General features: G+C 62.4%; 19 protein-coding genes and 1 tRNA gene. 10 read left to right on the top strand and 10 right to left on the bottom strand.

Features of this window, described 5'->3' with window-relative positions; genetic code table 11:
• From AC1VS5_RS02320 to AC1VS5_RS02310, 3 genes are all read right to left on the bottom strand, one after another.
• On the bottom strand, positions 1 to 2,180 hold a 2,180-nt coding region (locus AC1VS5_RS02320; protein WP_481217568.1), incomplete at its 3' end, for an ATP-dependent helicase.
• A gap of 451 nt (positions 2,181 to 2,631) precedes the next feature.
• The gene (locus AC1VS5_RS02315) at positions 2,632 to 3,972 is read right to left on the bottom strand and encodes an MFS transporter (RefSeq protein WP_481217567.1); all 1,341 of its coding nucleotides are present in this window, start codon (positions 3,970 to 3,972) and stop codon (positions 2,632 to 2,634) included.
• A 105-nt stretch (positions 3,973 to 4,077) separates the two neighbouring features.
• Positions 4,078 to 5,592: a M20/M25/M40 family metallo-hydrolase gene (locus AC1VS5_RS02310; protein WP_481217566.1), complete on the bottom strand. Its 1,515-nt coding sequence runs from the start codon at positions 5,590 to 5,592 to the stop codon at positions 4,078 to 4,080.
• A 670-nt stretch (positions 5,593 to 6,262) separates the two neighbouring features.
• On the opposite strand from AC1VS5_RS02310, the gene deoD reads away from it, so the two are divergent.
• The 5 genes from deoD (at position 6,263) to AC1VS5_RS02285 (ending at position 10,860) form a co-directional block, all read left to right on the top strand.
• The gene (deoD, locus tag AC1VS5_RS02305; protein ID WP_144688795.1) at positions 6,263 to 6,985 is read left to right on the top strand and encodes a purine-nucleoside phosphorylase; all 723 of its coding nucleotides are present in this window, start codon (positions 6,263 to 6,265) and stop codon (positions 6,983 to 6,985) included.
• 68 nt (positions 6,986 to 7,053) lie between these two features.
• Positions 7,054 to 7,485, top strand: a complete 432-nt coding sequence (cdd, locus tag AC1VS5_RS02300) for a cytidine deaminase (protein ID WP_481217565.1) — start codon at positions 7,054 to 7,056, stop codon at positions 7,483 to 7,485.
• A gap of 41 nt (positions 7,486 to 7,526) precedes the next feature.
• Positions 7,527 to 8,855 (top strand): pyrimidine-nucleoside phosphorylase, encoded by a 1,329-nt coding sequence (locus AC1VS5_RS02295; protein ID WP_481217564.1) that lies wholly within the window; start codon positions 7,527 to 7,529, stop codon positions 8,853 to 8,855.
• A gap of 134 nt (positions 8,856 to 8,989) precedes the next feature.
• Positions 8,990 to 9,661, top strand: coding sequence for a deoxyribose-phosphate aldolase (deoC, locus tag AC1VS5_RS02290; RefSeq protein ID WP_481217563.1), 672 nt, complete (start codon positions 8,990 to 8,992; stop codon positions 9,659 to 9,661).
• The gene (locus AC1VS5_RS02285) at positions 9,658 to 10,860 is read left to right on the top strand and encodes a phosphopentomutase (RefSeq protein WP_419044231.1); all 1,203 of its coding nucleotides are present in this window, start codon (positions 9,658 to 9,660) and stop codon (positions 10,858 to 10,860) included. The genes deoC and AC1VS5_RS02285 overlap by 4 nt, the downstream gene beginning before the upstream one ends.
• A 152-nt stretch (positions 10,861 to 11,012) precedes the next feature.
• Here AC1VS5_RS02285 and AC1VS5_RS02280 read toward each other — a convergent pair whose 3' ends face one another.
• On the bottom strand, positions 11,013 to 11,972 hold the full coding sequence (locus tag AC1VS5_RS02280; protein WP_329740265.1) for an undecaprenyl-diphosphate phosphatase: 960 nt from the start codon (positions 11,970 to 11,972) through the stop codon (positions 11,013 to 11,015).
• A 220-nt stretch (positions 11,973 to 12,192) separates the two neighbouring features.
• On the opposite strand from AC1VS5_RS02280, the gene AC1VS5_RS02275 reads away from it, so the two are divergent.
• A complete protein-coding gene (locus AC1VS5_RS02275) occupies positions 12,193 to 12,633 on the top strand; it encodes a universal stress protein (protein WP_019128827.1) in 441 nt (146 codons plus the stop codon).
• 544 nt (positions 12,634 to 13,177) lie between these two features.
• On the opposite strand, the gene AC1VS5_RS02270 is transcribed toward AC1VS5_RS02275, so the two are convergent.
• The 4 genes from AC1VS5_RS02270 to purH form a co-directional block, all read right to left on the bottom strand.
• Positions 13,178 to 14,248 (bottom strand): sensor histidine kinase, encoded by a 1,071-nt coding sequence (locus tag AC1VS5_RS02270; protein ID WP_419044230.1) that lies wholly within the window; start codon positions 14,246 to 14,248, stop codon positions 13,178 to 13,180.
• A 9-nt stretch (positions 14,249 to 14,257) separates the two neighbouring features.
• On the bottom strand, positions 14,258 to 14,923 hold the full coding sequence (locus AC1VS5_RS02265) for a response regulator transcription factor (protein WP_276766667.1): 666 nt from the start codon (positions 14,921 to 14,923) through the stop codon (positions 14,258 to 14,260).
• A 155-nt stretch (positions 14,924 to 15,078) separates the two neighbouring features.
• Positions 15,079 to 15,843: a hypothetical protein gene (locus AC1VS5_RS02260; protein WP_481217562.1), complete on the bottom strand. Its 765-nt coding sequence runs from the start codon at positions 15,841 to 15,843 to the stop codon at positions 15,079 to 15,081.
• 214 nt (positions 15,844 to 16,057) lie between these two features.
• Positions 16,058 to 17,692, bottom strand: a complete 1,635-nt coding sequence (gene purH, locus AC1VS5_RS02255) for a bifunctional phosphoribosylaminoimidazolecarboxamide formyltransferase/IMP cyclohydrolase (RefSeq protein ID WP_481217561.1) — start codon at positions 17,690 to 17,692, stop codon at positions 16,058 to 16,060.
• Positions 17,693 to 17,927: 235 nt separating this feature from the next.
• Here purH and AC1VS5_RS02250 point away from each other — a divergent pair, with 235 nt between their 5' ends.
• Positions 17,928 to 18,578 (top strand): GNAT family N-acetyltransferase, encoded by a 651-nt coding sequence (locus AC1VS5_RS02250; protein ID WP_481217560.1) that lies wholly within the window; start codon positions 17,928 to 17,930, stop codon positions 18,576 to 18,578.
• A gap of 208 nt (positions 18,579 to 18,786) precedes the next feature.
• Here AC1VS5_RS02250 and AC1VS5_RS02245 read toward each other — a convergent pair whose 3' ends face one another.
• On the bottom strand, positions 18,787 to 20,802 hold the full coding sequence (locus AC1VS5_RS02245; RefSeq protein WP_481217559.1) for a DUF2207 domain-containing protein: 2,016 nt from the start codon (positions 20,800 to 20,802) through the stop codon (positions 18,787 to 18,789).
• A 298-nt stretch (positions 20,803 to 21,100) separates the two neighbouring features.
• On the opposite strand from AC1VS5_RS02245, the gene AC1VS5_RS02240 reads away from it, so the two are divergent.
• The 3 genes from AC1VS5_RS02240 to AC1VS5_RS02230 all read left to right on the top strand — a co-directional run bounded on the left by AC1VS5_RS02240 (position 21,101) and on the right by AC1VS5_RS02230 (position 23,146).
• A complete protein-coding gene (locus AC1VS5_RS02240; RefSeq protein WP_481217558.1) occupies positions 21,101 to 21,619 on the top strand; it encodes a ferritin in 519 nt (172 codons plus the stop codon).
• Between the two features lie 364 nt (positions 21,620 to 21,983).
• A complete protein-coding gene (gene gluQRS / locus AC1VS5_RS02235; RefSeq protein WP_481217557.1) occupies positions 21,984 to 22,946 on the top strand; it encodes a tRNA glutamyl-Q(34) synthetase GluQRS in 963 nt (320 codons plus the stop codon).
• Positions 22,947 to 23,055: 109 nt separating this feature from the next.
• Positions 23,056 to 23,146, top strand: a tRNA-Ser gene (locus AC1VS5_RS02230).
• Between the two features lie 277 nt (positions 23,147 to 23,423).
• On the opposite strand, the gene AC1VS5_RS02225 is transcribed toward AC1VS5_RS02230, so the two are convergent.
• Complete coding sequence (locus AC1VS5_RS02225; RefSeq protein ID WP_481217556.1) at positions 23,424 to 25,835, bottom strand: tetratricopeptide repeat protein; 2,412 nt, start codon at positions 25,833 to 25,835, stop codon at positions 23,424 to 23,426.
• Between the last annotated feature and the right edge of the window lie 117 nt (positions 25,836 to 25,952).

Here is a 25,952-nt window from a genome sequence, read left to right as displayed (position 1 = left end):
CCGCCGTACATGTCGGACCCCATGCCGGAACCGAAGGTGCCACGCCGGTCGCCGCGCTTCTCCCAACCGGTGCCCTCGAACCCGGATGAGCCCACGCCGGAGAACTCGATATCCGCCGCGGGAATCTCGCCCACAAAGCGGCTGCGCGGATTGGCCTGCGTGGAACCGTAGGTGCGGCGCGTGGCGGCGTACGTGAGGAACAAGCGCTTGCGAGCGCGCGTGATGGCCACGTAGGCCAAGCGGCGCTCCTCCTCAAGCTTTGCGGGGTCGTCGGTGAAACCGGCCACGTGCGGGAAGATGCCCTCTTCCAAACCGGCCACGAAGACCGCGGGAAACTCCAAGCCCTTTGCCGAATGCACGGTCATCATGGTGATGGCGCGCGTTTCACCCGCGAGCGCGTCGAGGTCGCTGCGGAGCGCAAGCCACTCGAGCAGCGCCGGGAGCGCCTTGCAGGCAAGGGCTCCATAGGTGCGGTCGATCTCATCGGCCGTCTGGGCCGCGGCGGCCGCAACGGGCGCAGGCGTCTGCGGAGCGGCAACCTCCTCTGCCCCTACGGTCAGCCCAGCCGCACGGAGCTCCTCAAGGCTCTCGAGCGTACCCTCGATATCGTCGTGACTCTCCTCGAACTCGGCCGCTACGCCCAGGAATTCCTGGATGTTCTCCACACGGCCTTCAGCCTCGGGCGTCCCCTCTGCACGAAGCGCCTGCATAAGGCCGCTCTGCTCCACAATGGCCTCGACCACGCGCTGCAGCTCACCGTCCATGCGGCGCCCCTCGCGCACAATCGCCACGAAGTCACCGAGCGCCGCACGCACCTTCGCGGAAAAGCGCCCGGTCTCGGCGGTCGCGATCTCGCATGCCTGGAAGAAGCTGCATCGGTTCTCCCGCGCGAGCTCCTCGATCTTGGCAATTGAGGTCGACCCTATGCCGCGGCGCGGCGTGTTAATCACGCGCTTGACGCTCATCTCGTCGGCAGGGTTCACAATCATCTTGAGATACGCCATGACATCGCGGATTTCCGCTCGGTCGAAGAAGCGCGTGCCGCCCACGATCTTGTACGGCACGCCGGCGCGCAGGAACATATCTTCGAGGATACGCGACTGCGCGTTGGTGCGGTAGAACACGGCGATGTCGTCGTAGCTCATGCCAGCCGCGCGGAGCTTCTCGATCTCGCTTGCGATCCAACGGCCCTCGTCGCGCTCGTCGCTCGCCTGGTAGGCCTGGATCTTCTCGCCATCTCCCGCCGCCGTGAACAGGCGCTTCTCCTTGCGCTGGCTGTTGTGGCGCACCACTGCGTTGGCCGCGGAGAGAATGTGCCCCGTGGAGCGGTAATTCTGCTCGAGTTTGACCACGTGCGCCGCAGGGAAATCTTGCTCGAAGTCGAGGATGTTTGAGATGTCCGCGCCGCGCCAGGAGTAGATGGACTGGTCGTCGTCGCCCACGACCATAAGATTCTGGTAGCGGCCAGCCAAGAGATTCGCGATCTCGTACTGCACGTGGTTCGTGTCCTGGTATTCGTCCACGCTGATGTAGCGGAAGCGCTCTTGGTACTTCTCGAGCACCTCCGGGCGCGTGCGCAAAAGCTCGAGCGCGCGCACGAGGAGGTCATCGAAATCCATGGCGTTTGCCGCGCGCAGGCGCCGCTCAAGCTCGAGGTAAACCTGCGCGGCCTTCTGCTCGGGCGGGGTCGATGCGCGCCGGCTGAACTCATCGGGATCGACCATGGCGTTCTTCGCGGCGCTGATCTTCGAGCGGATCATATTGAGCGGATACTGCTTCTGCTCGATGCCGAGTGCCTGCATGATATCGCGCACCATGCGACGCGAGTCGTCGTCATCGTAGATGGTGAATTGCCCCGTATAGCCGAGCAGATCGGCGTCCTCGCGGAGCATGCGCACGCACATGGCGTGGAAGGTGCACACCCACATGCCGCGCGTGCCGTCGGGCAGGAGCGCCCCCAAGCGCTCGCGCATCTCGGCCGCTGCCTTGTTGGTGAAGGTGATGGCGAGGATGCGCCAAGGAGCTATGCCAAGGTCTGCCACGAGGTGTGCGATACGGTATGTGAGCACGCGCGTCTTGCCCGAGCCGGCACCAGCGAGTACGAGCAGCGGCCCCTCGGTAGTAAGGACCGCCTCCTTCTGGGCGGGGTTGAGCGAGTCGATGTCTACCGCGTAGGGCATGCGTTCCTCCGGCGTGTCGGCGATGATGCACGGGCGGCGGCTGAGGCCGAAGCGATGGCAAATACCGAAATGGCAGCTACAGCCAAAGCGACAACCGAAGTCGCGCCCGCTCTGAAGCCAACATAGTATACCTGCCCGCCCGGACACGACGCGCCACCGCAAAACGCCCACTCGATATCACGCCGATTTGTCCTGCGCCCCAAACCCAAGCAGATATGCCTCCAACTCACGTACGGGGAAGCGATCCGCTCGATTGGCCGGGCCAAGCCGACCCAATTTCACCTTTTGGGCACTTTAAGCGCGACCTCGTCAGTAAAGGACGTTCTAGGCTGACAAAACCCCAGTTCACGCATGGCGCGAACTGGGGTCTACTTCGGGTGATGCGCTTGAAGTGCCCAAAAGTTGAATGTCCATTGCCAACGCGTGGCGAATCTCTCATTTGCAGGCGCTCTTAGCGCTGTTCTTCGTACGCCTCCTCGCGGCGAGCGACCTCGTCGATCAGAATCGTATCGCCATGCTTCGACGCGACCACCGTAACCAGCATTAACACCGCCATGAGCGTGATGTAGGCGAAGAGCATGGTGGGGGCAGCGTCCATGACCACGCCCGAAAGGATTGGCGTCACCACCTGCGCTGCCATCGACACCGTGTAGTAGTAGCCAGAGTACCGCCCCACGCTGTTGGCGTCGCAGAGCTCAAGCAGCATGGGATACACGCACAGATCCACGCCGCCAAGGGCAGCACCCATGAACAGGAACACCACGTAGAATGCCGGCGAGAACCCCGGAGCAAGCCAGATGATCGCCGAGCCGATGACCACCACGGCAGAGGTGATGACGGCCATGACCTTGCGTCCGTACTTGAGCGAGAGGTTCGCGATGGGCACGTACGCGAGCAGCCCGCCCGCGATGGTCACGATGTTGATGATGGCGTAGCTGCCGCCCGCCATGCCGAAGAACGCGTCCGCGTAGCGCGAGATGTTCGTGGTCATGGCGTTGTAGCTCATGTAATAGAAGAACGTCGCGGCGAGAATCATGATGATGGACATGCGCACCGACGGGTCGGCGACGCGCTGCTTGCCGCCCGCCTCGGGCGAGTCGTCGGTGTCGATCTGGGCCTCCTCGATGCCCATCTCGAGGCTCTTCTCGTGCATGCGCTCAACAAGCTGGGGCTCGCGGATGCGCCAGAAGTACAGGAGCGCCGAGCCCAAGATGAACGCTGCCTGCAAGCCGAAGAGCGGCAGATAGTCCGGATGCTCGACATCGGGCACGAGCAGCGTGATTGCCACGAGCATGACGCCCGTGCCCGCGTAGCCGACGATCTTCTCGATGGAATCCGCCTTGGTACGGAGCGGACGCGGCGTGATATCGGCAACCACCGCCACCGTCATGGTGCGATACGAGCAGATGGCAAGCAGCGTAAGCAGAATCATGGCAATGAGCAGCGGGAAGCTGCGCATGTTGTTCGCCACGGCGATGAGCGGCACCGCGATGGCCGCGACTACCGAGCCCGCCATGATGAACGGCGTGCGCCGGCCGAGCTTGCTCGCGCAACGGTCCGAAAGGATGCCGAAGAGCGGCAGCAGGAAGAGACCGAAGATGTTGTCGAGCGCCATGACCACGCCCGTTGCGGCGTTGTCCAAGTTAAACGTATTCGTGAGCATGAGCGGCACGATGCCGTCGAACACCTGCCAGAAGCTAATCATGCCCATAAAGGGCAGCGCGGCGAAGGCAACGCTCGCGTAATCGAGCTTTGAGGCGCGCTTCACCGCCGTCTTATCCTGTGATGCCATGGCTATCCCCTCTCCTTGGTGATACGTACCGGATGAATCACAGACACCCGGTGTCCACGAACCAAATGAAGCGCCAACACCCGGTGTCTGCGCTTCATTCTGGCGTCAGCTTTCGAGTTGGTCGAGATGCGCGAGGAACGAGACGTAGAATTCGATGCCCTTCTTGTACACGTCTACGCCAATGCGCTCGTTCGCCGCATGGATGAGTGACCGCGCTTCCCCGGAATACACGAAGCCACAGAAGCGGTATACGCGGTCGCAAATCGCATTGAACTCACGCGAATCGCTGCAGGAGCTCTGTACGTACGGCGCGAACCCGGCCGTCGGGTACACGCCCTTTACGCAGCGATGCAGATAATCGAAGGCCGGATCGTCGCCAAAGGGGCTCACCGGCGCGGGCTCGGTATAGGGAACCGAATCGTTGACCTCAACGGTCACCTGCGACGCCCCCACGCCCGACGCGGCCGCCTCGGCAAGCGCCTGGGTGCGGGCGCGCTCCGTGGCATCGGCAACGGTTTCGAAGGGGGCGATGCGCACGTTGAAGTTGGCGCGCGCCACGGGCGGCAGCACGTTGTGCGCCGGCGAGCCCTCAAGCTGCGTGAGCGCATAGGTTGAGCGAAGCATGGCAGCGGTCTCGGTGTTTCCCACCATGATCTTTGCCACCAGTGGGCGCGTGAGCCAGAGGTTCGAGAACACGACCTTGTAGAGAAGGCTGCTGTGGCTCGCGAGCTCCGCGAGCATGGCATCGAGCGCCTCCGTGAAGCACGGCATGCCCGGGTTCGCGCCGATACGCTCGCATGCACGCGCAAGCAGCCGCGGAGCATCGTTTGCCTGCGGCGTCGAGGCGTGCCCGCCATCCGCCGTGGCCGTCACCGTAAGGTCCACGTGCCCCTTCTCAGACACGCCCACCATGGCGACCGGCACCTTCACGCCAAGCGGCGTATCGGTGGCGACCGCTCCGCCCTCGTCGAGCACCAGGTACGGATGGATATCGTGATCGCGCAGCCATGCGACCGCATCGCGCGCGGCCGGCCCGCTCGTCTCCTCGGCATTCGACGAGAAATACCACACGTCGCGCGGAGGCACGTAGCCGCGCCCAATCAGATGCTCCGCCGCCTCGAAAAAGCCGCCCACGATGCACTTGGTATCCAGGGAACCGCGCGCCCAGATCTCGCCGTCGATGACCTCGGCTCCAAAAGGATCGTGCTCCCACATTTGCCCCTCGACCGGCACCACGTCGTGATGCGCCATGAGCACGATAGGATCGAGCGATGCGTCCTCGCCCGGCCAGCGTAGGAGGATGCCAAACTCATCGATGCGGGTGAGCTCGCAGGCGGAAAACGTCTGCGGATACAAGCGCTGTAGCGTAGGGATCCAGCGCTCGAACGGCTCGCGGTCGACCAGCTCCGGATCGTCGCGCGAAACAGTGGGGATGCGCAACAGCTCGCGGAAGCGCTCGACCGCATCGTCTCCCGCGCGGTAACCGCCCGCATCGAGGGGGCTTCCTTGCGGCCGCGCAGGCTTCATGCTCAAAGCGCGTGCCACGCATACGCCTGCAACCGACCCCGTAGCGATAGCGGCAAGCCCCGCCGCCGCTTTGATGATCGCACCCTTGCCCATAGCCTCCTCCTTCATCACGGCTGCCCGCACTCGCTGGCATCGGCGCGCTCGGATGCTGGTGCCGATCCCGCTCGAACAGCGGGGCGGCACCTTCCATGCGCTCGCACAGCCTTCTCAAAGCCCAAGTCGATTATCTGCGATAGCGTCTCAGGCAATAAGGATAGCCCTATCTGCCGGCAAGATGGGCGCGAGCCGCAAACGGAACGACAGCGTAACCAAGCGGCTGCCCTGCCCAGCGCTTGTTGCTTTCGGGCGCGATTCGAGCACGCGGCGCGTTGTCGGGCGACATCCGGACGCTGAAAGATTGCCGGGCGACATCCGGACACATCATGCGTTGTCGGGCGACTTTTGGACGCTCAGACGCCTCCGAGCGTCCGAATCTTGCCCGAGAACGCTCGTGATGTCCGAAAACCGCCCGAGAATCCCGCGGCGTCCGGATGTCGCCCAAACCTCCAGCGGCGTCCGGATGTCGCCCAGCGAATGCAGCGCTATCGACACAGTGCTATAGATACTCAGGAGACCGCCGCGATGAGCGCGTCAAGAGACGCACGCCTGCCGCACGTGCGCGCATGCTTCCACGTTCCGAATAATTTCCTAACTTCGGAATACTCCCTGCGAAGATACACTATCGTTACATAGATACTGCCATTCACGTACGAGGAGGGCCGCTATGCCACTCACCCCAACCCCGCATAACAGCGCCGTCGCGGGCGATATCGCCAAGACCGTACTCATGCCCGGCGACCCGCTGCGCGCAAAGTACATCGCCGATACCTACCTCGACGATGTCCGCTGCGTGAACGAGGTTCGCAACATGCTCGCCTTTACGGGCACCTATCAGGGCAATCCCGTTACGGTAATGGGCCACGGCATGGGCATGCCGAGCATCGGCATCTACTCGTACGAGCTCTTCAACTTCTACGATGTCGACACCATTATCCGTGTGGGCTCCGCCGGCGGCTACGCCGACGACCTGCAGCTGCGCGACGTGGTGGCCGCCCAGGGCGCATGCACCAACTCGCGATACGCACACCAGTTCAACCTCCCCGGCGACTTCGCGCCCATCGCGAGCTTTGACCTGCTGGAGCGCGCGGTTGCCGCCGCTCGTGCGCAGGGCGTGAACATTCGCGTGGGCAACGTGCTCTCGAGCGACACCTTCTACGAAGAGACCACCGACGCCGCGCTCGCGTGGAAGAAGATGGGCGTGCTCGCCGTTGAGATGGAGGCAGCCGCGCTCTACATGAATGCCGCACGCGCGGGCAAGAAGGCGCTGTGCCTGCTCACGATCTCCGACAAGCCGCTCACCGGCGAGGGGCTTCCGGCAGATGAGCGCCAGACGAGCTTCAACCAGATGATGGAAGTCGCCCTGGCCCTCACCACTCCCGAGGCGTAGCGCTTCGCCCTACCCGCCGCGCGGCGCCCCTGAAAGCCCGAGCGCGGCTTCGCATGAAGGGGATCAGCATGACCGATTCCGAACTAGTTGCAGCAGCGCTCGAAGCCCGGGAGCGAGCATATGCGCCGTATTCGCAGTTTACGGTCGGGGCCGCACTGCTCTGCAGCGATGGCTCCGTCTACGGCGGGTGCAATGTCGAGAACGCCGCCCATGCTCCGGGAACCTGCGCGGAGCGCACGGCGTTCCTCCGGGCGGTGTTCGACGGCCACCGCGACTTTACAGCGATCGCCATCGTGGGAGGCCCCGCGGGCAAGCCTCCCACCGCACCCTGCGCGCCATGCGGCGTGTGCCGCCAGGTGATGATGGAGTTCTGCCAGCCGAACGCTTTCCGCATCATCCTCGCTGGCAACCCCGGCCAACCGAAGTCCTACACGCTGGACGAGCTGCTGCCCCTGGGCTTCGGCCCGGAAAACCTCTCCGGCAACCTGCCCGACTGCTGACCGAAACGTCCAAAACCCGCCGCGCGGAGAAGGAGCCTCCCATGCGCATGTACGACATCATCGAGCACAAGCGCGACGGCCGCGCGCTCTCCCCCGAGGAAATCAGCTACTTCGTCCAGGGCTATGTAGCAGGCGAGATTCCCGACTATCAGGCGTCGGCACTCCTCATGGCCATCTTCCTGTGCGGCATGGACGCGCGCGAGACAGCCGCGCTCACCCTCGCCATGGAGCATTCGGGCGATGTGGTGGACCTGAGCGGGCTCGAGGGCATCAAGGTCGACAAGCATTCAACCGGTGGCGTGGGCGATAAGACCTCGCTCGCCGTCGTGCCCATCGTCGCCGCGCTCGGCGTACCCGTCGCCAAGATGAGCGGGCGCGGGCTCGGCCACACGGGAGGCACCCTCGACAAACTCGAAAGCATCCCCGGCCTCACCACCAGCATCGACCGCGAGCGCTTCTTCCACATCGTACGCGAGCATGGCGCGGCCATCATCGGGCAGACGGGAAACCTCGTTCCGGCCGACAAGCTCATCTACGCCCTACGCGACGTCACGGCCACGGTCGATTCCATCCCGCTCATCGCATCGAGCATCATGAGCAAGAAGCTCGCTGCCGGCTCCGACCGCATCCTGCTCGACGTCAAAACCGGATCGGGCGCGTTCATGAAAGACCTCGATGCCGCCATCGACCTCGCCCGCGCCATGGTCTCAATCGGCGAGGAAGCCGGGCGCGAAACGGTGGCGCTCATCACCAACATGAACCGCCCGCTCGGGCGCGCCATCGGCAACGCGCTTGAGGTCATCGAGGTCGTCGAGACCCTGCGCGGCCACGGCCCCGAAGACCTCGCCCACGAATGCTGCGCCCTGGCTGCCGAGATGCTCGTCCTCGGTGAGCGCGCGTCCACGATCGACGAAGGCCGCACCCTGGCTGAGCAGGCCATAGCCAACGGCTCCGCCTTCCGCAAGCTCTGCGAGATAATCGCCGCCCAAGGAGGCGACGTCGGCTATCTCGAGGATACGAGCCGCTTCGGGCGGGATGCAATCGCCCATGAGGTCGAAGCGCCCTGCGACGGTTATCTCGGCGCAATCGACACGACCGCCGTGGGTACGGCGAGCGTCGAGCTTGGCGCCGGACGCGAGAAAAAGGACGATCCCATCGACCACCTTGCCGGTATCACGCTCCTCAAAAACCGAGGAGATGCGGTGCGAGCGGGCGAGGCGGTCGCTGTCCTGCACACCGCAGATGCGGAGCGCCTGTCTCGCGCGCTCCCCACGTTCCAGGCTGCCCTCACGTTCCAGGAGAACGAGCCCGAACCCGAACCGCTCCTCTTCGCCCGCGTGACCGCACGAGGCGTCGAGCGCTTCGCGTAACGCGCTGGGTGAGACACCTGTGCCGGGTTATTTTGTCTCACCGCCGCCGAGCAGGCGGTTGCGGTAAGACAACCAGACCTGACGCCGTTGCCCCGCCCGCGCTACCATAGCCTCACCCGAATGAAAGGACCGCAATGCACCTCACCCGCGCTTCGCTCGCCAAGTACATGGACCACACGCTGCTCAAACCGGAGGCAACGGCAGCCGATATCGACCGCATTGTCTCCGAGGCGCGGCAGTACGGCACCGCCTCGGTGTGCGTGAACCCATACTGGGTCACTCGGGTGGCAGCAGGGCTCGCAGACAGCGGCGTTAAGACCTGCACGGTCATCGGTTTCCCGCTCGGAGCGACCTCCACGGCGTCCAAGGTTGCCGAGACGCGCGACGCCACCGCCCACGGCGCGCAGGAAATCGACATGGTCATCAACATCGGCGAGCTCAAGCCCGGCAACGACGATGCCGTTCGCTCCGACATCTCGGCAGTCGCCAACGCCGCGCATGAAGCGGGCGCGCTTCTCAAGGTGATCATCGAGACCTGCCTGCTCTCCGACGAGGAGAAGCACCGCGCCTGCGAACTCTCCGTTGCCAGCGGCGCCGACTTCGTGAAAACCTCGACTGGCTTCTCCACGGGCGGGGCCACCACAGCCGACATCACCCTCATGCGAGAAACCGTTGGCCCAGAGCTGGGCGTCAAGGCCTCCGGCGGCATCCGCACGCTCGAGGCGGCAATAGCCATGATCGAGGCCGGCGCAACCCGTTTGGGCGTCTCGGCCGCCGTCTCCATCCTCGAGGAGGTCAACGAATGAGATACCAGCGCATCCTCGTCATCGTCATCGATTCTATCGGCGTTGGGTTCGCCCCCGACGCTGACCGCTATAAGAGCGCTGGCGCCGACACCCTCGGACATATGGCCGAATACTTCGAGCGAGAGCTGGGCCGCCCGCTCAACATCCCCACCATGGCGCAGCTCGGCGTGGCATATACGCACCCCGGCGGCCTTGCCGGCGTGACCGCACCCCAGGCTCCGCGTGGCGCGCACGGCCGCATGCAGGTCATAAGTCTGGGCAACGATTCGCTCGACGGCCACTGGGAGATGATGTGCCTGCCCACTCGCTTCCATGTGGATTACTTCCCCGAAGGATTCCCCGAAGAGCTCCTCGACAAACTCCGCACTTTCTCCGGCCGCGGTATTCTCTGCAATAAACCGTACTCAGGCACGCAGGTCATCTACGATTACGGCGAGGAGCAGCTGCGCACGGGCGACCTCATCGTCTACACCTCGGGCGATTCCGTGCTGCAGATTGCGGCACATGAGGACGTTATCCCGCTCGACGAGCTATACCGCATCTGCGAGTACGCCCGCACGCTCATCAACGGACCCAAGATCACCATGGGGCGTGTAATCGCTCGGCCATACGTGGGAACCTGCAAGGAAGATTTCCAGCGCACGGCGAACCGTCACGATTACGGGCTTATGCCCACGGGCCCCACGGCGCTTACCATGCTTCAAGATGCCGGTTACGACGTCATCTCGGTTGGCAAGACATGGGATCTGTTCTGCGGCCAGGGGTTCGACCGAACCTACCACAACGAAAGCAACATGGACGGCATGGACCATGTGGACGAGGTCATGAGCCAGGACTGGCGAGGGCTGTGCTTCACCAACCTCGTGGACTTCGACGCCGTCTATGGCCATCGTCGCAACGCCCGAGGCGACGGGGAAGCGCTCGAGGCGTTCGACGAACGGCTTGTGCGCGTGATGGACGCCATGCGCCCGGACGACCTGCTCATGGTTACCGCGGATCACGGCAACGACCCCACATACACCGGCACCGACCACACCCGTGAGCTCGTGCCGCTGCTCGCATGGTCGCCCTCCATGGCGGCACATGGCACCGATCTGGGGCTCCGCTCCACGTGTTCGGATCTGGGGGCTACAGTTCTCGATAACTTCGGTGTCGCGGGCAACGGCGAAGGAGAGAGCTTCCTCAACCTCGTGAGCTAGCAAATAGTGAAAGCAATGATAAAACAGACCAGGTAGCTTTTATCATTTTCATAGCACGCGGCCGGGCCGGGACGCTCTCAGCACGTCCCGGCCCGGCCGCCATCGAAACGACATGACAAATGACAAAACAGACGGGTAGTTTTTATCACACGTTACACGAGACCGAACATCGGGCCAATAACGAAGAAGTACGCAAGCACGAGCGCGCCCAGCACGATGCGGTAGATGCCGAAGGCGGTAAAGGTATGGCGCCGCACGAATCCCATGAGCCACTTGATGGCAACGAGCGAAACCAAGAACGCCACGACGCAGCCAACGACCATGATGGAGATCTCGTTCACCCCGAACGTGCCCCCATCGAGAAACACGTACTTGCCAAGGCGCAGAGCACTTGCGCCGAACATGACAGGAATGGCCAGGAAGAACGTGAACTCCGCGGCAACAGAGCGCGTCGTGCCCAGCAGCAAGCCGCCAATAATGGTCGATCCGGAGCGCGAGGTTCCCGGAATGAGCGAAAGCACCTGGAACACGCCGATGCCCAATGCGGTAGACCACGGCAGATCCTCGAGCCTCGTGATGGAGCCGAAGTCGCCGCCTTCCGTGGGCTCAGCATCTTCGGCCGGACGAGCGAAGTGAGCCCCTGCCGGGCGGCTACCCGGGCGCACGCCCTCAGCCGCCACGCGAACCTCGAGCTTATGAGCGCGCCACCGCTCGATTACGATGAACGCAACGCCGTAGACGATGAGAGCCGCGGCCACCACCGGGGCGTTGTAGAAATGCTCCTCCATGAAGTCGTCGAACAGGATGCCGATCACCGCGGCAGGAATGCACGCAACGATGATCTTCCCCCACAGCGTCCAGGTGGCACGACGACCCTCCGGGCCTTTGCTCGGGCTAAACGGATTGAGCTGGTGGAAGAAATACACGCACACCGCCAGGATGGCGCCCAGCTGGATAACGACCTGGAACATGCTCCAGAACTCTTTCGTCACGTTCAGGCTGATGAATTCATCAACGAGAATCATGTGACCCGTCGAAGAGATGGGCAACCACTCGGTGATGCCCTCGACCAGACCGAGAAACGCCGATTTGAGCAGCTCGATGATATCCAACGTATCCCCTTACCGTTCGCGAGCGCGTCAAGGTAGGCGCGCCGTAAAAGTGCATATGACTTCATGCCATTATCGGGCCGCTCGCGCGACGCAGGCGAAAAAAGCGCCGACGTTCACAGAATAATAAGGAGCCGTGCGCATGGGGCAGGGTATAACGGAAATCGAAGCAGCGCGCTCAGACCGAGCCGCTGCGCCGTGCTCGGCAAAAAGGAGGCACACGATGGTAGAAGAAGGCTATGGCAAGGTTTTCGTCGCACTCGACGGTACCGACCAGCAGGATTTTGTGCTCGCGCGCGCCATCAAGGTAGCCGCGAATAACGGAGCGAAGCTCTACATCGGGCATGTTATCGACTCGACAGCGCTCGAGTCTGCCGGCGCTTACCCCGTCGACCTGATCAACGGGCTCGAGTCTGCCTTCAGGGACTCCATCGCCGTTGCGGTCGAGGAGGCCAAGGCCAACCCGGATATCCCCAGCGTCGAGATCATGGTGCGCTCCGGCCGCATCCGCGAGACGCTCAAGGACGAAATGCTCGATGCGGTAAAGCCCGACCTCGTCATGTGCGGGGCCCGCGGGCTTTCCTCCATCAAGTACGCCCTCCTTGGGTCGATCTCGACGTTCCTGCTCAGGAGCTCTGACTGCGACATCCTCGTCGTGAAGTAGCGCTGCTCCTCATAGGCGGCGAGGCGCTTGCTTCGCACTCAAACACCCCCGAAAGGCCCGGCTTTGCTGGGCCTTTCTTGGTAAAGCGAACAGGGGGCAAACGCTCTGTTGCCACCCCGCCGCCCTCGCAGCCGTTTGCTTGCATGGGCACCGCGTTCTCGGGCGGAATCCGGACGCCCCGGGCATTCTCGGGCGACAATCGGACGCCCCGGGCATTCTCGGGCGACAATCGGACGCCCCACGGATTGTCGGGCAAGATCGGTACGCTCCGAGGCTCAAAACTGGCGAAATGTCGCCCGACAACCACCCAGCGTCCACGCATTACCCGGCAACACCATCGGCACCGGAGCAGAACTATCTCAAAAGGAAACGGGGCACAAATGTTCATGCCAGTTTTGGGAACTTCTTTTTCGCGCATCGGCAAACACCTAGGCATCAACGCAGCAAAACCCCAGGATTGCACGAGGGCATCATGCGCTTACCGGCACCAGACCAAATAGATATTCCCATTACTGGAACGAACGCATCTCAGACGTTGGGGGCGCTAGAGGACTGCCCCCCCCCGATCGACATATTGGAACTTATTCGTAGAAAACGAGAACGTGATCGCGAAGCCCTCACCCTCCACCGAATCGGCCAAGATCCCAACGCCCATCTTGTCGCACAACCGTTTTACCAGGTAAAGACCGATTCCCGTTGAGCGCTTGCCACTGCGGCCATTCTCGCCGGTAAAGCCCTTGTCGAAGACACGGGGAAGGTCCGCTGCGCTTACCCCGCAACCGTTATCGCGCACGGTGAGCTCAACGCGCTCGTTCGCGTTCCCTCGGTCGCGCAGCACGCCGCTAAACTCAAGGCGCGGGTTGTCCCGTCGAGCATATTTGGCCGCGTTCTGAATCACCTGCCCGAAGATAAACTCAATCCACTTTTCATCGGTGAACACCTCGAAGTCGAGATCGTGCATCACCGGTGCCATATGCACGCCGATGAGCGTCGCCGCATTCGCCTTTACCGACGCGGCAACCAAGTCTCCCAGCCGATACTTTCGAATCAAGTAGTCGCGGTCAACGGTTTCGGAGCGAGCGTAGAAAAGCGCCTGCTCGATAAAGCCCTCAACGCGGCACAGCTCGTCGTCGAGCGCGCGCAACTTATCAACCGATTCGACGCGGTCCGCCTCGGCTCGCAGATTGTCGAGCATGAGGTGCGCGGCCGCGAGGGGAGATTTCGCCTCATGGACCCAGGTTTCGATATATTCCCGATACTCCGATGCCTGCCTGCGGTAAGCGTTCACCCCGTCGTTTGCTGCCTTCGAGATGGCGCTCAGGGCATCGTACGTGATGGCGCCCTCCAGGTAATCGGGGCGCTCGACCACCTCGGACAGCCATAGCGGCCGCTGTGCGTCGTCGGCACACGAAACAAGGTCGTCATAGAACGGGCGCTTGCGCACCCAATCTGCGGCGAGCGCGAGCGCCAAGCCCAGGCACGAGATGATGGAAACGAGCACGATGACCGCAAACCCCGCGCCCGAAACAGCAAGGATGAACGCCGAGAGCGCGACCGCCGCAACGACAAGCGCGATGGTGGGCAGGCAGGAGCGGAGATAACCGAGCAGCTTCATGGCATCCGCCTACACCGAGTATCCGCGGCCGCGATGCGTGGCCAGATAATCTTTGACGCCGATTTTCGCGAGCGTCGCCCGCAGGCGGTTGATATTGACCGTAAGCGTGTTGTCGTCGATGAACGCGTCCGAATCCCACAGGTCGCGCATGATGTCCTCGCGCGAGACGATGGTGCCCGCCCGCTGCATGAGCAGCGCGAGAATGCGCATCTCGTTCTTGGTGAGTTCGACCGTACCGCCCACCGCCGTTGCCGTGGAACGAGAGAGATCGAGCGTAACGCCATGGTGCTCGAGGATGCTGCGATCGGCCGCACCCGTCGTACGCCGCAGCAGCGCCTGGATACGCGCCACGAGCACGCGGGAGCTATAGGGCTTGGGGATGAAGTCGTCTGCGCCCATGGTCATGCTCATGACCTCGTCGATCTCGGTTACGCGCGAGGTGAGCACGATGATGGGGACCTCCGAGACGGCGCGGAGCTCGCGGCAGATGAACTGGCCGTCGGTGCCGGGCAACGTCAAATCGAGCAGCACGAGATCGGGGCCGGCAGCTTGAATGTCCTCGACAACGTTTTCGAAGGTCTCGCAAAACGCCGCTTCGTAGCCGTTGCGCTCGAGAACCTGCACGAGCTCTCCGCGAATGGACGCATCGTCTTCGACCACATAGATGAGGGGCATGGGAGCACACCTTTCTGCAAGCGCCTTCGCCCCGGCAGGATGCGGGAGCGGCTTTGTCCCATTATGCCCCAAGCGCGAACCCCAGGCACGGGCTCGCACCTCGAAAGGCCGAATTGCGCCCGCCCGCCTTTAATGCGCTCACGGACGTGGCGGCCTTAGCGAGCCCTGTCGCGCAGGGTCTCGAAAGCATCGCCGAAAAACGCTATTGAGGCCGCATCGCTGGAAGCGTCGCCGCGCGAATCCATGTCTTCGGAAGCATCGGCGTCCACTTGCCGGCAGCTTGAAACCTTGGCCGCCAACACCCCTTCCTGCGCACTGCATGCATCGGATGCCCTGCGAGAAGCCGAGGGCAGCGAACCCACTACACCGTGCTCATCGGAAACAAGGAAAGGCGCACCTGCGCACCCGGACGCCACACGGTCAAGATCGGGCTCGTAAGCAACGGCCAGGCCCTTGGTTTCGGCGAGTTGGCGCACGAAAGTCATGGCCCCACATAGATGCTCCCCGGCGGGAGCCCCTATGGTGAGCGTTCCGGCGCGCATCGCGCAGAGCACCTCGGGAGCGACGCCGGTTTCGGCCGCCTCGTCGCGAGCCTCCCTAGCGCGCGCCGCAAGAGCGACAGCCGATGTATCTGCCAGTGGCTCATACGCGCCCGAGCTCATGGCCGCCTGGCCCTCAACGTCTACGACAAGCATGAGCACGCCGTCGGCTGCAACCGTCACGTCTTCGGCGAGCGACCACTCAATATGCTGCTTGACCCATCCGAGCATGTTTGTCGTGAGCGGCTTTCCCGCCACGCGTCGTTGAGAAAGCGCGCGCATATGCCGGTTGAGCAGGGGCACGTGCCGCCCCGCCAATCGCCAACGGCACACAAGCGCTGGCTCTGCAAGGTGGAACTCCTGCGTTGCGGTATCGCTCATACATCCTCGCATCGTTTCGTCATACACAATGAGACAAAGAAACCTGGCACAACTGTCTCATATATCGCCGAATGGCACAAAGGAAAGGGCAAGGGCCCAGCATCTTTATCCCAAAGCCAGCGGGAATGAAGAAACCTGGCGCCCTTGCCCAAATCACCTCAATGAGTAGCCCCGAGGTTCAGATGCTAAATTGGGGGCTGCCCCATTTGGCATATTAGTGGCGGAAGTGGCGAGTGCCGGTGAAGATCATCGCGATGTCGTGATCGTCGCAGGCCTTAATGGACTCGTCGTCGCGCACCGAACCGCCCGGCTGGATGATCGCGGTAACGCCATGCTCCGCCAGCACGTCAACGTTGTCGCGGAACGGGAAGAAGGCGTCGCTCGCGGCGACGAAACCCGTAGGCTCGACGCCCATGCGCTCGCAGGCGTCCTCGGCGCGCTCGCAGGCGAGGAGCGCCGAATCCACGCGGTTGGGCTGGCCCGGCCCCATGCCGATGCCCGCCTGGTCCTTTGCCACAAGGATAGCGTTGGACTTCACGGTCTTCACCACGTTCCAGGCAAAGAGCAGGTCGCGCATCTCCTGGTCGGTCGGCTTACGCGAGGTGGGGCAGGTGAACTCGGACGGATCCTCATCGACCGTGTCCACGCACTGCACCAGCATACCGCCGTCGACGGAGCGCAGCTCGAGCTTGGCGTGGCCCTCGGCGCCGCCGGTGGCGAGCACGCGCAGGTTCTGGCGACGGCTCAGGCGCTCAAGCGCCTCGGGGGTATAGCTCGGCGCGATGAGCACCTCGACGAACTGCTTGTTCACGTCGGCGAAATGCTCGACGAGCGAAAGCGGCACCTCGCGGTTCACAGCGATAATGCCACCGAAGGCGCTCTTGGGATCGCACGCAAACGCGCGATCGTATGCGGTCGTCACGTCACCGGCAACAGCGGAGCCGCAGGGATTCTGATGCTTCAAGATCACCACAGCGGGCTCGTCGAACTCGCGCACCGCGTTCCACGCCGCATCGGCATCGAGGAAGTTGTTGTACGAGAGCTCCTTGCCTTGGATCTGCTCAGCGCCCACCAGCGGATTGGGCGAGCTGCCGAGCTGCTCGAAGTCGCTCCCGAAGCGGAAGACCGCTGCCGTCTGATGCGGGTTCTCGCCATAGCGCAGATCTTGCACCTTGGTGAGCTGCATACCGAACACGCTCGGGATATCGAACGGATCATCCGGGTCGATGGCCTCATCCTGCAGCTCAAGATAGGTGTTGAGCCACATGGAGATGGCAGTGTCGTACGCAGCCGTACGCGTGTAAACCTTCGCTGCAAGGCGACGGCGCGTGTTCTTGGTGGTCGCTCCACCATGGACGTGCATCTCCTCGAGGATGGCATCATAATCCGCCGGATCGCACACCACGGTCACGGAATCGTTGTTCTTCGCGGCCGAGCGAAGCATGCTGGGGCCGCCGATATCGATATGCTCGATGGCATCTTCGAAGGTCACATCGGGCTGGGCGACGGTCTTCTCGAACTCGTACAGGTTCACGCAGACGAGGTCGATCATCTTGATGCCGTGCTCTTCCGCCTCGGCCATATGCTTCTTGGAATCGCGACGCGCGAGCAGACCGCCGTGAACCTTGGGGTGCAGCGTCTTGACGCGCCCGTCCATCATCTCGGGGAACCCGGTGAACTCCTCGATTGGCGTAACGGGGATGCTCGCCTCCTCGAGAACCTTTGCCGTGCCTCCCGTCGAGATAACCTCGACGCCGAAGTTCTCGACGAGCGCATGCGCGAACTCGACGATGCCCGTTTTATCGGTCACCGAGATGAGCGCACGCTCGATCCTGCCTTCTGAACCCATTAGCCCTCCTTGCCGCAGCGCCGATTGCCCAGGCAACCATGCAACAGTAGATATCCCAATAATGTAGCGCAACGAGCGGACGTTAGCGTACTCATATGGCGTTGTTCTGAAGAAAATGCCGGATAACCGGGCAGCGAAACTACCTCTGACAGCAGGGTATGTATCAATATGCTGTGTCTTGACCCAGTATCCACTTCGCAACCGCAGGTCAGGGCAGGTAGAGAAGGAGCCACCCGTGGTCCCACACGTTCAATACCGGTCATTCATGAATGAGGATTTTGAAGACATCGCCGAGATGCTCCGCCGCATCTGGCACGACCGTTCCCGCAACGAGCTCTATAACACCCTCGAAGCGCGCTACGATTTAGCCCGCTGTCTCTCCATTTCAACGTTTTCACTGGTAGCGGTGGCAAACGGCGAAGCCATGGGCATCGTGCTCGCTCGGGCTCCCCATGGTAGCCAGGCCCGCAATAGCGCCATCGACGCCGGCGCATGGGAACGGCTTGGAAACGACCTGCGTCACGACATGGCACGAATCGATCCTGCGGCCGTCCGTGAATTCGATGCCGCGATCAATGCCGAGCAACGTGCGAACGAAAAGCTGGCCGCCGCCTGCTCCGTTGAGCAAGCGGGGCAGGTCACGCTCCTCGCCGTGAGCCACCGGGCCCGCAGCTTAGGGATAGGCAGCACGCTGCTCGATGCGGCATGCTCCTTCTGCCAAGATGCTCGCGCCGAACAGGCGTATCTCTTCACCGATACCGATTGCTCCTGGCAATTCTATGAGCGCCACGGCCTCAAGCGAGCCGCTGTGCATCGGCCTGAACAAAGCGAACGGGCACTGCTCCCCAGCGAGATGTACCTCTATACCGCAGACCTCGCCCGTTAACCAGGCGCAGCGGATAGAGGGCGAAACGGGTAAGCGCGCTACGGGGCACCAAGACCTCACGAGATGTTGCCGCCTCGCAAGGCGCTAACACTTCGCGAAACGCCGCTGCCCCCGCAAGGCAGCGCTCTCGCAAAGTGCCGCCCCAGCAAAGCACCGTTCTCCACCGAGCGCAGGCACCCCGCAGAGCACCGCCAGCCGCGTGACGCCGTTAGAACGAGCCGCCTCCGCCGCCGCCAACGCCGCCTCCGCCGCCGCCCGAAAAACCTCCGCCAAATCCCGATCCAGAACTATTCGCGCTGCTTGCAAGCGCCGCCGGGGTAATGGCGCTATTCGTATCTGCACGGTCAAGAGGGCTCGTATGATGCCGCCCGTGCGGGATGTACCACCAATACATGGGGTAATATCCGCCGGCAACCACCGCTTCGGAGGGGATGAGCCGAGCAAGGTCCCTCACGAGCTCGGAGTCGAGCCCAAGCGCGACGGCATAGACCAAGATGTCGCCCCACTGCGCTGGATCGGAAGGGACGGCGCAATCGCGTGCCTCATACTCCTTGAGCCACCGCACGAAAGCGTCGCAGCGGGCCCGGAGCTCAGCGCCCTCGGGTGTCAACCGTTTAAGCGTGCACCCCAGCACCATGCCGATAAGGGTGAGCACCACCGAGATGACCATAGGAATCCACAGCTCGCCAACGACGCCAACAACAAGAACGCTCACCAGAATCGCTCCGCCGGCAACCAGCGAGACCACCGATCCGGTCTTGCCGGTCGATGCGATGAGCCCGCGCTCGCTGAGCGCGGCATCCACCTCACCAGTGAAATCGTCCACGAGCTCTCGATAGCGCTCGGGATTATCGCCCGCGTAGTCGGACATCGAATCGAAGCTCACCGCGGGCCGGTTGGAGCGGAAGAAGAGCCGCAGCGCCGCGCCATCGATACTCGCCTCCTCACGGCGAGCGGGATCGAGAAGCCTGAGACCATATGCCCGCGAAGGGGGCCGATCGCCATACTCGGGCTCGCCTTCCGCGATAGGACCGCCTTCGGCAGCAGGCGGTTGAGAACCGGGGCCGTCGATACCCACCGCACCCTCAGCGGTTAGCTTGATAAGCGTCGAAGCGAAGGCCCGTTCGTTCACGGTCCCTCCCTGATCGAACGCGGCGATGACCGCAGGATGATCATGGCTCGGAAGCTCGTCAAGGTACGTCTCGCCGAAATGGGGCACAGGCGAGCGATGGGTCGCCTTGACGACCGCGAGCACCAGTGCGAAGGCGCCCGATACGGCCACCATCACGATGCTTTGCACCATGCGCTCGGATCGTTGCCGCTCACGACGCTCATTGGCCTCCCGTGCCCATGCCTCCTCCTCGGAGACGATGGTCGAAAGCCGCTCTTCGCTGGACCCTGTTCCACTCGCCACCAATTCGGGCACCCACGCGAGGGGGAACGCGACCCGCGCCTCGGCATAGGTGCCACTCGATACGACCGGAACACTATAGCGAACCTCGGGCACCGTTGCATCGGGTTCGACGGTGCCGTCGAGCGGGCCATGCCCCCATGCACGGAAGTTTTCTCCACGTACCGCCCGTTCCGCATCCTGTGAACCGCTAGGGAAGGAGATGACGAGCATCACGTCCTGCGAGCTCTCCTCCCAATCGGGGCCGACAAACTGCCAGTACAGCTCTGCGGTATCGGCCCATGCCATCACCGCCCCTTGGAGCGTGTAGCTCACCGTGACCTGCTGCACGCCATCTTCGCTATGGGGCTCGTAGACCATAAGCTGGACCGTGCCATCGCTGCGCTCGACCGTATACACACCGCTATCGCCGAGCGAGGCGGAGGAGACTTGGCTAAAGGACGTCCCCCGCGTATCGCCCTCTGCGCCAACGCGAACATCCGTCACGGTAATGCGCGAAAGACCGCCCTGCTCGTTATACGATTCCGGAATATTCCAGTAGACGCCGTTGCCGTCGTCGCTAAACTCGAATACTCGCGTCTCGGTCACGCGTACATCGCCCGAGGCCTGTACATCGGCAGAAATGCGCACGTGAGGATAGCTGTCCGCAAAAGCCAGTGCTGGGAGCACCAAAACGATCGCACAGACAATTGCGCACGCCGTCATAACAAGCGCTACCGCCTTGTGCCCCTGCCCGGCTCCGCGCCGGTGCCCCCGACCGGCCCCGTATCTCACGATAGCTTCACGCTTCACCATGATGTTGATTGGTTCCATGACACCGCCCCACACGTGTCCTATAGTTGGGCAAAGTATAGCAAGGCAACCGGACAGAAACGTCCCGCCTACGGCGAGCGGACGTGCGCCGGTGAGTTGGCGTGTGCCAACAGGAAACAGGTGCGTGCTGGCTACGGAGCGCTGCCGTGCAGGCCAAGGCGACCACAAAGCTCCCCGGGGGCCAAGATGTGTTGGAGTTGAGGGGGACCGCGGCGCGCGTATGGATTCGACCGTTTGGGTATATCTTACGCGACAGCATACGTACCCCTCCCCACAGGGCGAGCAGAAAGAGGCAGCCATGGCCATGAACGAGAGCGTCTCGTCGGTCCTCAACGAGCAGATCAACAAGGAGCTTTACTCCGCTTACCTGTACCTGACCTTCGCCGATTATTACGAGGACCGCGGCCTCAAGGGCTTTGCCAACTGGTACGAAATCCAGGCGAAGGAAGAGGTGGACCATGCCATGGCCATCCGCCGGTACCTGCTCGACAACGACTTCACGCCCACCATGGAGGCCATCGCCAAGCCGGACAAGACGTTCCAGAACGATCTAGAGCCGCTTGAAGCGGGCCTGGAGCACGAGGAGTACGTGACGAGCCTCATCCATCACTGCTACGAGGTGGCTCATGAGGTCCACGATGTGCGTACGATGAAGTTCCTCGATTGGTTCGTATCCGAGCAGGGCGAAGAGGAGACCAATGCGCGCGATATGATCACGAACATGAAGCTCTTCGGCAGCGATCCCAAGGGCCTCTACGACCTTGATCGCGAATACCAGGCACGCGTCTACACGCAGCTTACGGCGCTTCCGCTGTAGCGCACCCGGCTGCGCCCTTGCCCCGAACGCGACTCGAGGGGCAGGGCGTGCGAACTTGAACGAGCAGGAGCAGCTCGTTACCGCCAGCAGGCGCACGCTCCGCGTGAGATGCCATCGTCTGGCAGCTTTCATTGCCCCCCTTTTCCGAAGGGCCCCGCATCGCAAGGTGTGGGGCCCTTGTGGTTGCAGGAACATCGACGCCCCGTGATTGCGGGGAACACCAAATGCCGAGGGTATTGCGACATGGAGCGTCACAGCCCTTGTCGATGCGGGACACCACGACCCCTGCGCGCACATCTGCGTCCTTATGGCTTTGGGAACGTCGCCTGCCCGCCCCCGCCCGCAGTCGCGTATACTCATGCGCATGGATACCGAACATGGACAAAGCAAACCCATCGGGCGCTTCGCCCCGACTCCGTCGGGACGCATGCACCTCGGCAATATATATGCCTCGCTGCTCGCCTGGCTTTCCATCAGAAGCGCAAACGGAACGCTTCTCCTGCGCATCGAAGACCTAGACGAACGCACCCGCAGCGGCCCTTGGACGAGCCTACTGCTCGACGATTTGCGCTGGCTGGGGCTCTATTGGGAAGGCGAGCCCGTTTTTCAGCACGATCGAGAAGAGTTGTATCGCAACGCGGTGGAGCGCCTTACTGCAGCCAACCTCACCTACCCGTGCTTCTGCACCAGAGCCGAGCTCCACGCCGCAAGCGCACCCCACGCGAGCGATGGAACCCCGGTATATGCGGGAACGTGCAGGAATCTCACCCCTGCGGAAGTTGCCGCCCGAAGCGCCGTAAGGCCGCCCGCAACGCGCCTTCGAGTTCCTGCGTGCGAATCACCCGAAGGGACCATCTCGTTTGCCGACCGCGTCTTCGGACGGCAACGGCAGATCCTCGCCCTGGATTGCGGAGATTTCCTCATTCGGCGCAGCGACGGGGTCTTCGCCTATCAGCTTGCCGTTGTGGTTGACGATGCAGCGATGAAAGTGAACGAGATCGTTCGCGGGTGCGACCTGCTAAGCTCCACGCCGCGGCAAATCTACCTTCAGCGTCTGCTCGGATACGATGAACCGAGGTATGGCCATATTCCCCTTCTGCTTGCGTCAGACGGAAGGCGTCTCGCCAAGCGCGACCACGATCTCGATATGGGAGAGCTTCGCCAGCGCTTCGGTACAGCCGAGCATCTTCTGGGATGGGTCGCCCATCTGGCCGGAATCACCCCCGATGACAAGCCGCGTAGCGCCGAAGAGTTGGTCGCCTTCTTCTCATGGGATAAGCTACGGGAACACCATGAGAATATCGTGATCAGGCGCGCAAGCCTCTAGACCGCCACGCAGCACCCCTGCGCATTCCGTTTCTTGCGCAATTCTCAAGAGGCTGAAGTTCATCCTTGTCTTCAGGCCTGAAGATACGCTAGTATAGTTAGCTGCTAACGGAGAGCTGACCGAGAGGCCGAAGGTGCTCGCCTGCTAAGCGAGTATTCCCCACAAGGGAATCTGGGGTTCGAATCCCCAGCTCTCCGCCAGCCGAATCGCAGAGCCCGTGTCCCTAGGGATACGGGCTTTTTGCTGCCGAATGCGGGGATTCGAACCCCGAGAGGGCGCGGAGCTGAGGAAACGCGGGGCGTTTTCCAGCGGAGCGCGCAAGGTGCCGCAGGCGCCGCAGCGGCGGGCGGCGCGAAGCGCCGCCTCGAATCCCCAGCTCTCCGCCAGTCAAACAAGACAAGCCCGGTTTCCTTTGGGAGCCGGGCTTCTTGCTATCGAGCGCGTTGGGCGGGGGGCGCTTGGATATGGCTAAACTCGCTACGGCAGTAGCGACCGATGCACAGCACTGAGCTCGTCGCGCGCCGTGATGCGCCACATATGGTAGACGCAGCGACTAGCAAGGTAGTGAAAACCGTTATCTGTAAGAAGCACCGTCGCATCGGCAACTTGGCTTGCCGTCTCGGGGCTCGGAGGCACGGGGACACCCATCTGCTCGGCCCGAGCTGCTGCCTCGCGCAACATCGGACGCTCCGAGCGGCCCATTTCCGCCAACAGCTGCGAAAGCTCCTCATCGGCCATGGGAGTGATGTGTTCATCGCGCGGCACCAACCGATAGCACGCCATTGCCGTCTCACGATCCCCCAGCACCCAATAGGCAAAAGCAACACGATAAAAGAGGTACGCAATGGAGCTTCGATCATAGGCAACGCGCAAGCCATTCTTGGCCACGTCGATAACCTCTTGGAAGCGCTCAAGACGTGCAAGCACGTTCACCAGCATTGAATATGATTGCATCGAGGTCGTCGCCAGGTCGAGAAGCTTTCTAGCCTCGGGCAGCGCGCGCTCGAACGCTCCCGCACCCATATACAGGTCGCAAAGTTCATACCGAGCGAAGAACAGGGCATCGGGGGCACGGTTGATGCGCACGGAGCGGTTTTCTTCGAGCACGGGCAGAAGGATGCGTCCGAGATGGTTCTCGCAGAACCGTGTGATGATTGGCCGGTCGCTCATGAACTCCACAGCGGCACACCGCGCCTCGAGCTCTTCGATGAGCTCCGTATAACCCCGCTCCGCGCGAGCAGGGTCAGACGGCGCAGATGCTCGCAGCTCGTTACATCGAGCCATATATGGATCATCCGGCACCTCCATGACCTCGAGCTCGTCAATCGAATCGGCGAGCAGCAAATCCTGTAGGGCACGGGGCAACGGACGCGTGTCCTCACGTGGAGCCGCCTGCAGAGAAGCCGGGATATCCCGCTGCATGCGTTCGGGAGTAACCGAACGAGACAACCGCTCCGTTGCCGTTTCGCATGAAAGCGGGGCACCGTCGAGCTCACTTGCAAGCGGCATAAGGTGCGTTGTGAACTCCGTACGGTCGAACGCAACGGAAAGCGAGGCGTCGCGCATGGCGTCCCACTTCTCTACCACGAACCGCCTCATGCTCAAGCTCGACGAAAATGCTGCAGCAGCTAGCACCAGCGCCATTCGATTGGCGTACTCGGTGGCATATCGAGCCCGTTCATCGTTGTCGATGGACACCCAAGCACCCTCGAGCACATCGAATCGTGATGCCGGCATACTCGAAGCTTGAGGCACACCGAACCGAACGCGGAGCTCCCGGGCAGCACTATCGAAGCGGTAATCGTACTCAAGGCGCACAATGAGCCCCAAGCGCTCGCATGAAGAGGCGAAGCGCGTCCGCACGTCCCATTCCCCTCCAGGCCGCGCGGCGATATGCCCCGGCTGAATCCATGCATTTGCAGAAATCGCATCATCCATCAGCCGCTTGACCCACGATGTAATACCGGAGAACGCCGCCTGGTCGTAAGCGGAGCAAGCTTCTTCCGAGGGTGATGCGCTCGCTGCGCAATGCGCAAACCCCAGCATCCCCAGCACGCGATGCAGGCGGTTGATAGCCGCCTCAACCGCATAGATGGCATCTGCTTCCCCCGCAGAAAAGGCCGTATGATCGAAGTTGATGTAATAGGCGTCCATGCGCTCGATATACGCGAGCGCAATCGAACTCCGCTGCATAAGCGTCCGGAGGAAATCGACATCAATCTCGCCGAAAACGCGGAGCGCAAAGCGTTCGATGCCCGAGGGCCGTTCGTGTTCGCCTATCTGATACACCACGGCGTCGATGGCATCCGGGAGAGGTAGCCGGGAAAAGGGCCCCATGATATCAACGGGCTCGTCAAGCGGATATGCCCTCATGTCGATAGAGATGGAAGGGCCTTTTCCTACATTCCGCCGCCCAGAATCAAACACGCAATACCGTAGGTACATCGATGCCATAAACGGACGATACGTTAGGCTGCGTGACGTGTTCCATGTCTCGGAGTCGCTCACCTCGCGCATGGTCCCTTTAAACGAACCGCGATACTTGCTCAAGGGTTGCAGCGAAGCCCCTTCCCCGCGTATGAGCACCGTTCCAGAATACCCACGCTCATCGGGCGTAACGGCGAAATCCGGGCACGCTGCAGGCGCAAGCGTGATGGGCTGATCCACAGGAAACACCGCGCCCTGGTCATCGATGTAGGCAAGGAACGAGATGCTCCGCGCGTTGTTGAACTTCACGACATAACACGATCCATGCGCCGGCATGGGAAAGGAGCTCCACACAACCCCGTACGTCGTACCCTCTTCCTGCCCAGGCAGCGAAGGCAGATGCTGACGCTGTGCCAAGACAGAAAGCTTGTAAACCTGTGTCTCCGATGCTTGTTCTGCCATGGCAACCTCCTCGCCTCACGGCCACCAAGGCACGTGGGCACGGATGCCTCCCAAGATGGCTTGTCATCTTTCATTGTGAGCACATGGAACACGAAGCGATGCGACGTTTTCGTATCA

The organism is Enorma sp. (assembly GCF_982429025.1).
This window is presented reverse-complemented; position numbering and strand designations above follow the sequence as displayed.

Excerpts from the sequence above, each read along its gene's own strand:
- AC1VS5_RS02315 (WP_481217567.1), bottom strand. The coding sequence starts at position 3,972 with ATGGCATCACAGGATAAGACGGCGGTGAAGCGCGCCTCAAAGCTCGAT.
- AC1VS5_RS02310 (WP_481217566.1), bottom strand. The coding sequence starts at position 5,592 with ATGGGCAAGGGTGCGATCATCAAAGCGGCGGCGGGGCTTGCCGCTATC.
- deoD (WP_144688795.1), top strand. The coding sequence starts at position 6,263 with ATGCCACTCACCCCAACCCCGCATAACAGCGCCGTCGCGGGCGATATC.
- cdd (WP_481217565.1), top strand. The coding sequence starts at position 7,054 with ATGACCGATTCCGAACTAGTTGCAGCAGCGCTCGAAGCCCGGGAGCGA.
- AC1VS5_RS02295 (WP_481217564.1), top strand. The coding sequence starts at position 7,527 with ATGCGCATGTACGACATCATCGAGCACAAGCGCGACGGCCGCGCGCTC.
- deoC (WP_481217563.1), top strand. The coding sequence starts at position 8,990 with ATGCACCTCACCCGCGCTTCGCTCGCCAAGTACATGGACCACACGCTG.
- AC1VS5_RS02285 (WP_419044231.1), top strand. The coding sequence starts at position 9,658 with ATGAGATACCAGCGCATCCTCGTCATCGTCATCGATTCTATCGGCGTT.
- AC1VS5_RS02275 (WP_019128827.1), top strand. The coding sequence starts at position 12,193 with ATGGTAGAAGAAGGCTATGGCAAGGTTTTCGTCGCACTCGACGGTACC.
- AC1VS5_RS02270 (WP_419044230.1), bottom strand. The coding sequence starts at position 14,248 with ATGAAGCTGCTCGGTTATCTCCGCTCCTGCCTGCCCACCATCGCGCTT.
- AC1VS5_RS02265 (WP_276766667.1), bottom strand. The coding sequence starts at position 14,923 with ATGCCCCTCATCTATGTGGTCGAAGACGATGCGTCCATTCGCGGAGAG.
- AC1VS5_RS02260 (WP_481217562.1), bottom strand. The coding sequence starts at position 15,843 with ATGAGCGATACCGCAACGCAGGAGTTCCACCTTGCAGAGCCAGCGCTT.
- purH (WP_481217561.1), bottom strand. The coding sequence starts at position 17,692 with ATGGGTTCAGAAGGCAGGATCGAGCGTGCGCTCATCTCGGTGACCGAT.
- AC1VS5_RS02245 (WP_481217559.1), bottom strand. The coding sequence starts at position 20,802 with ATGGAACCAATCAACATCATGGTGAAGCGTGAAGCTATCGTGAGATAC.
- AC1VS5_RS02240 (WP_481217558.1), top strand. The coding sequence starts at position 21,101 with ATGGCCATGAACGAGAGCGTCTCGTCGGTCCTCAACGAGCAGATCAAC.
- gluQRS (WP_481217557.1), top strand. The coding sequence starts at position 21,984 with ATGGATACCGAACATGGACAAAGCAAACCCATCGGGCGCTTCGCCCCG.
- AC1VS5_RS02225 (WP_481217556.1), bottom strand. The coding sequence starts at position 25,835 with ATGGCAGAACAAGCATCGGAGACACAGGTTTACAAGCTTTCTGTCTTG.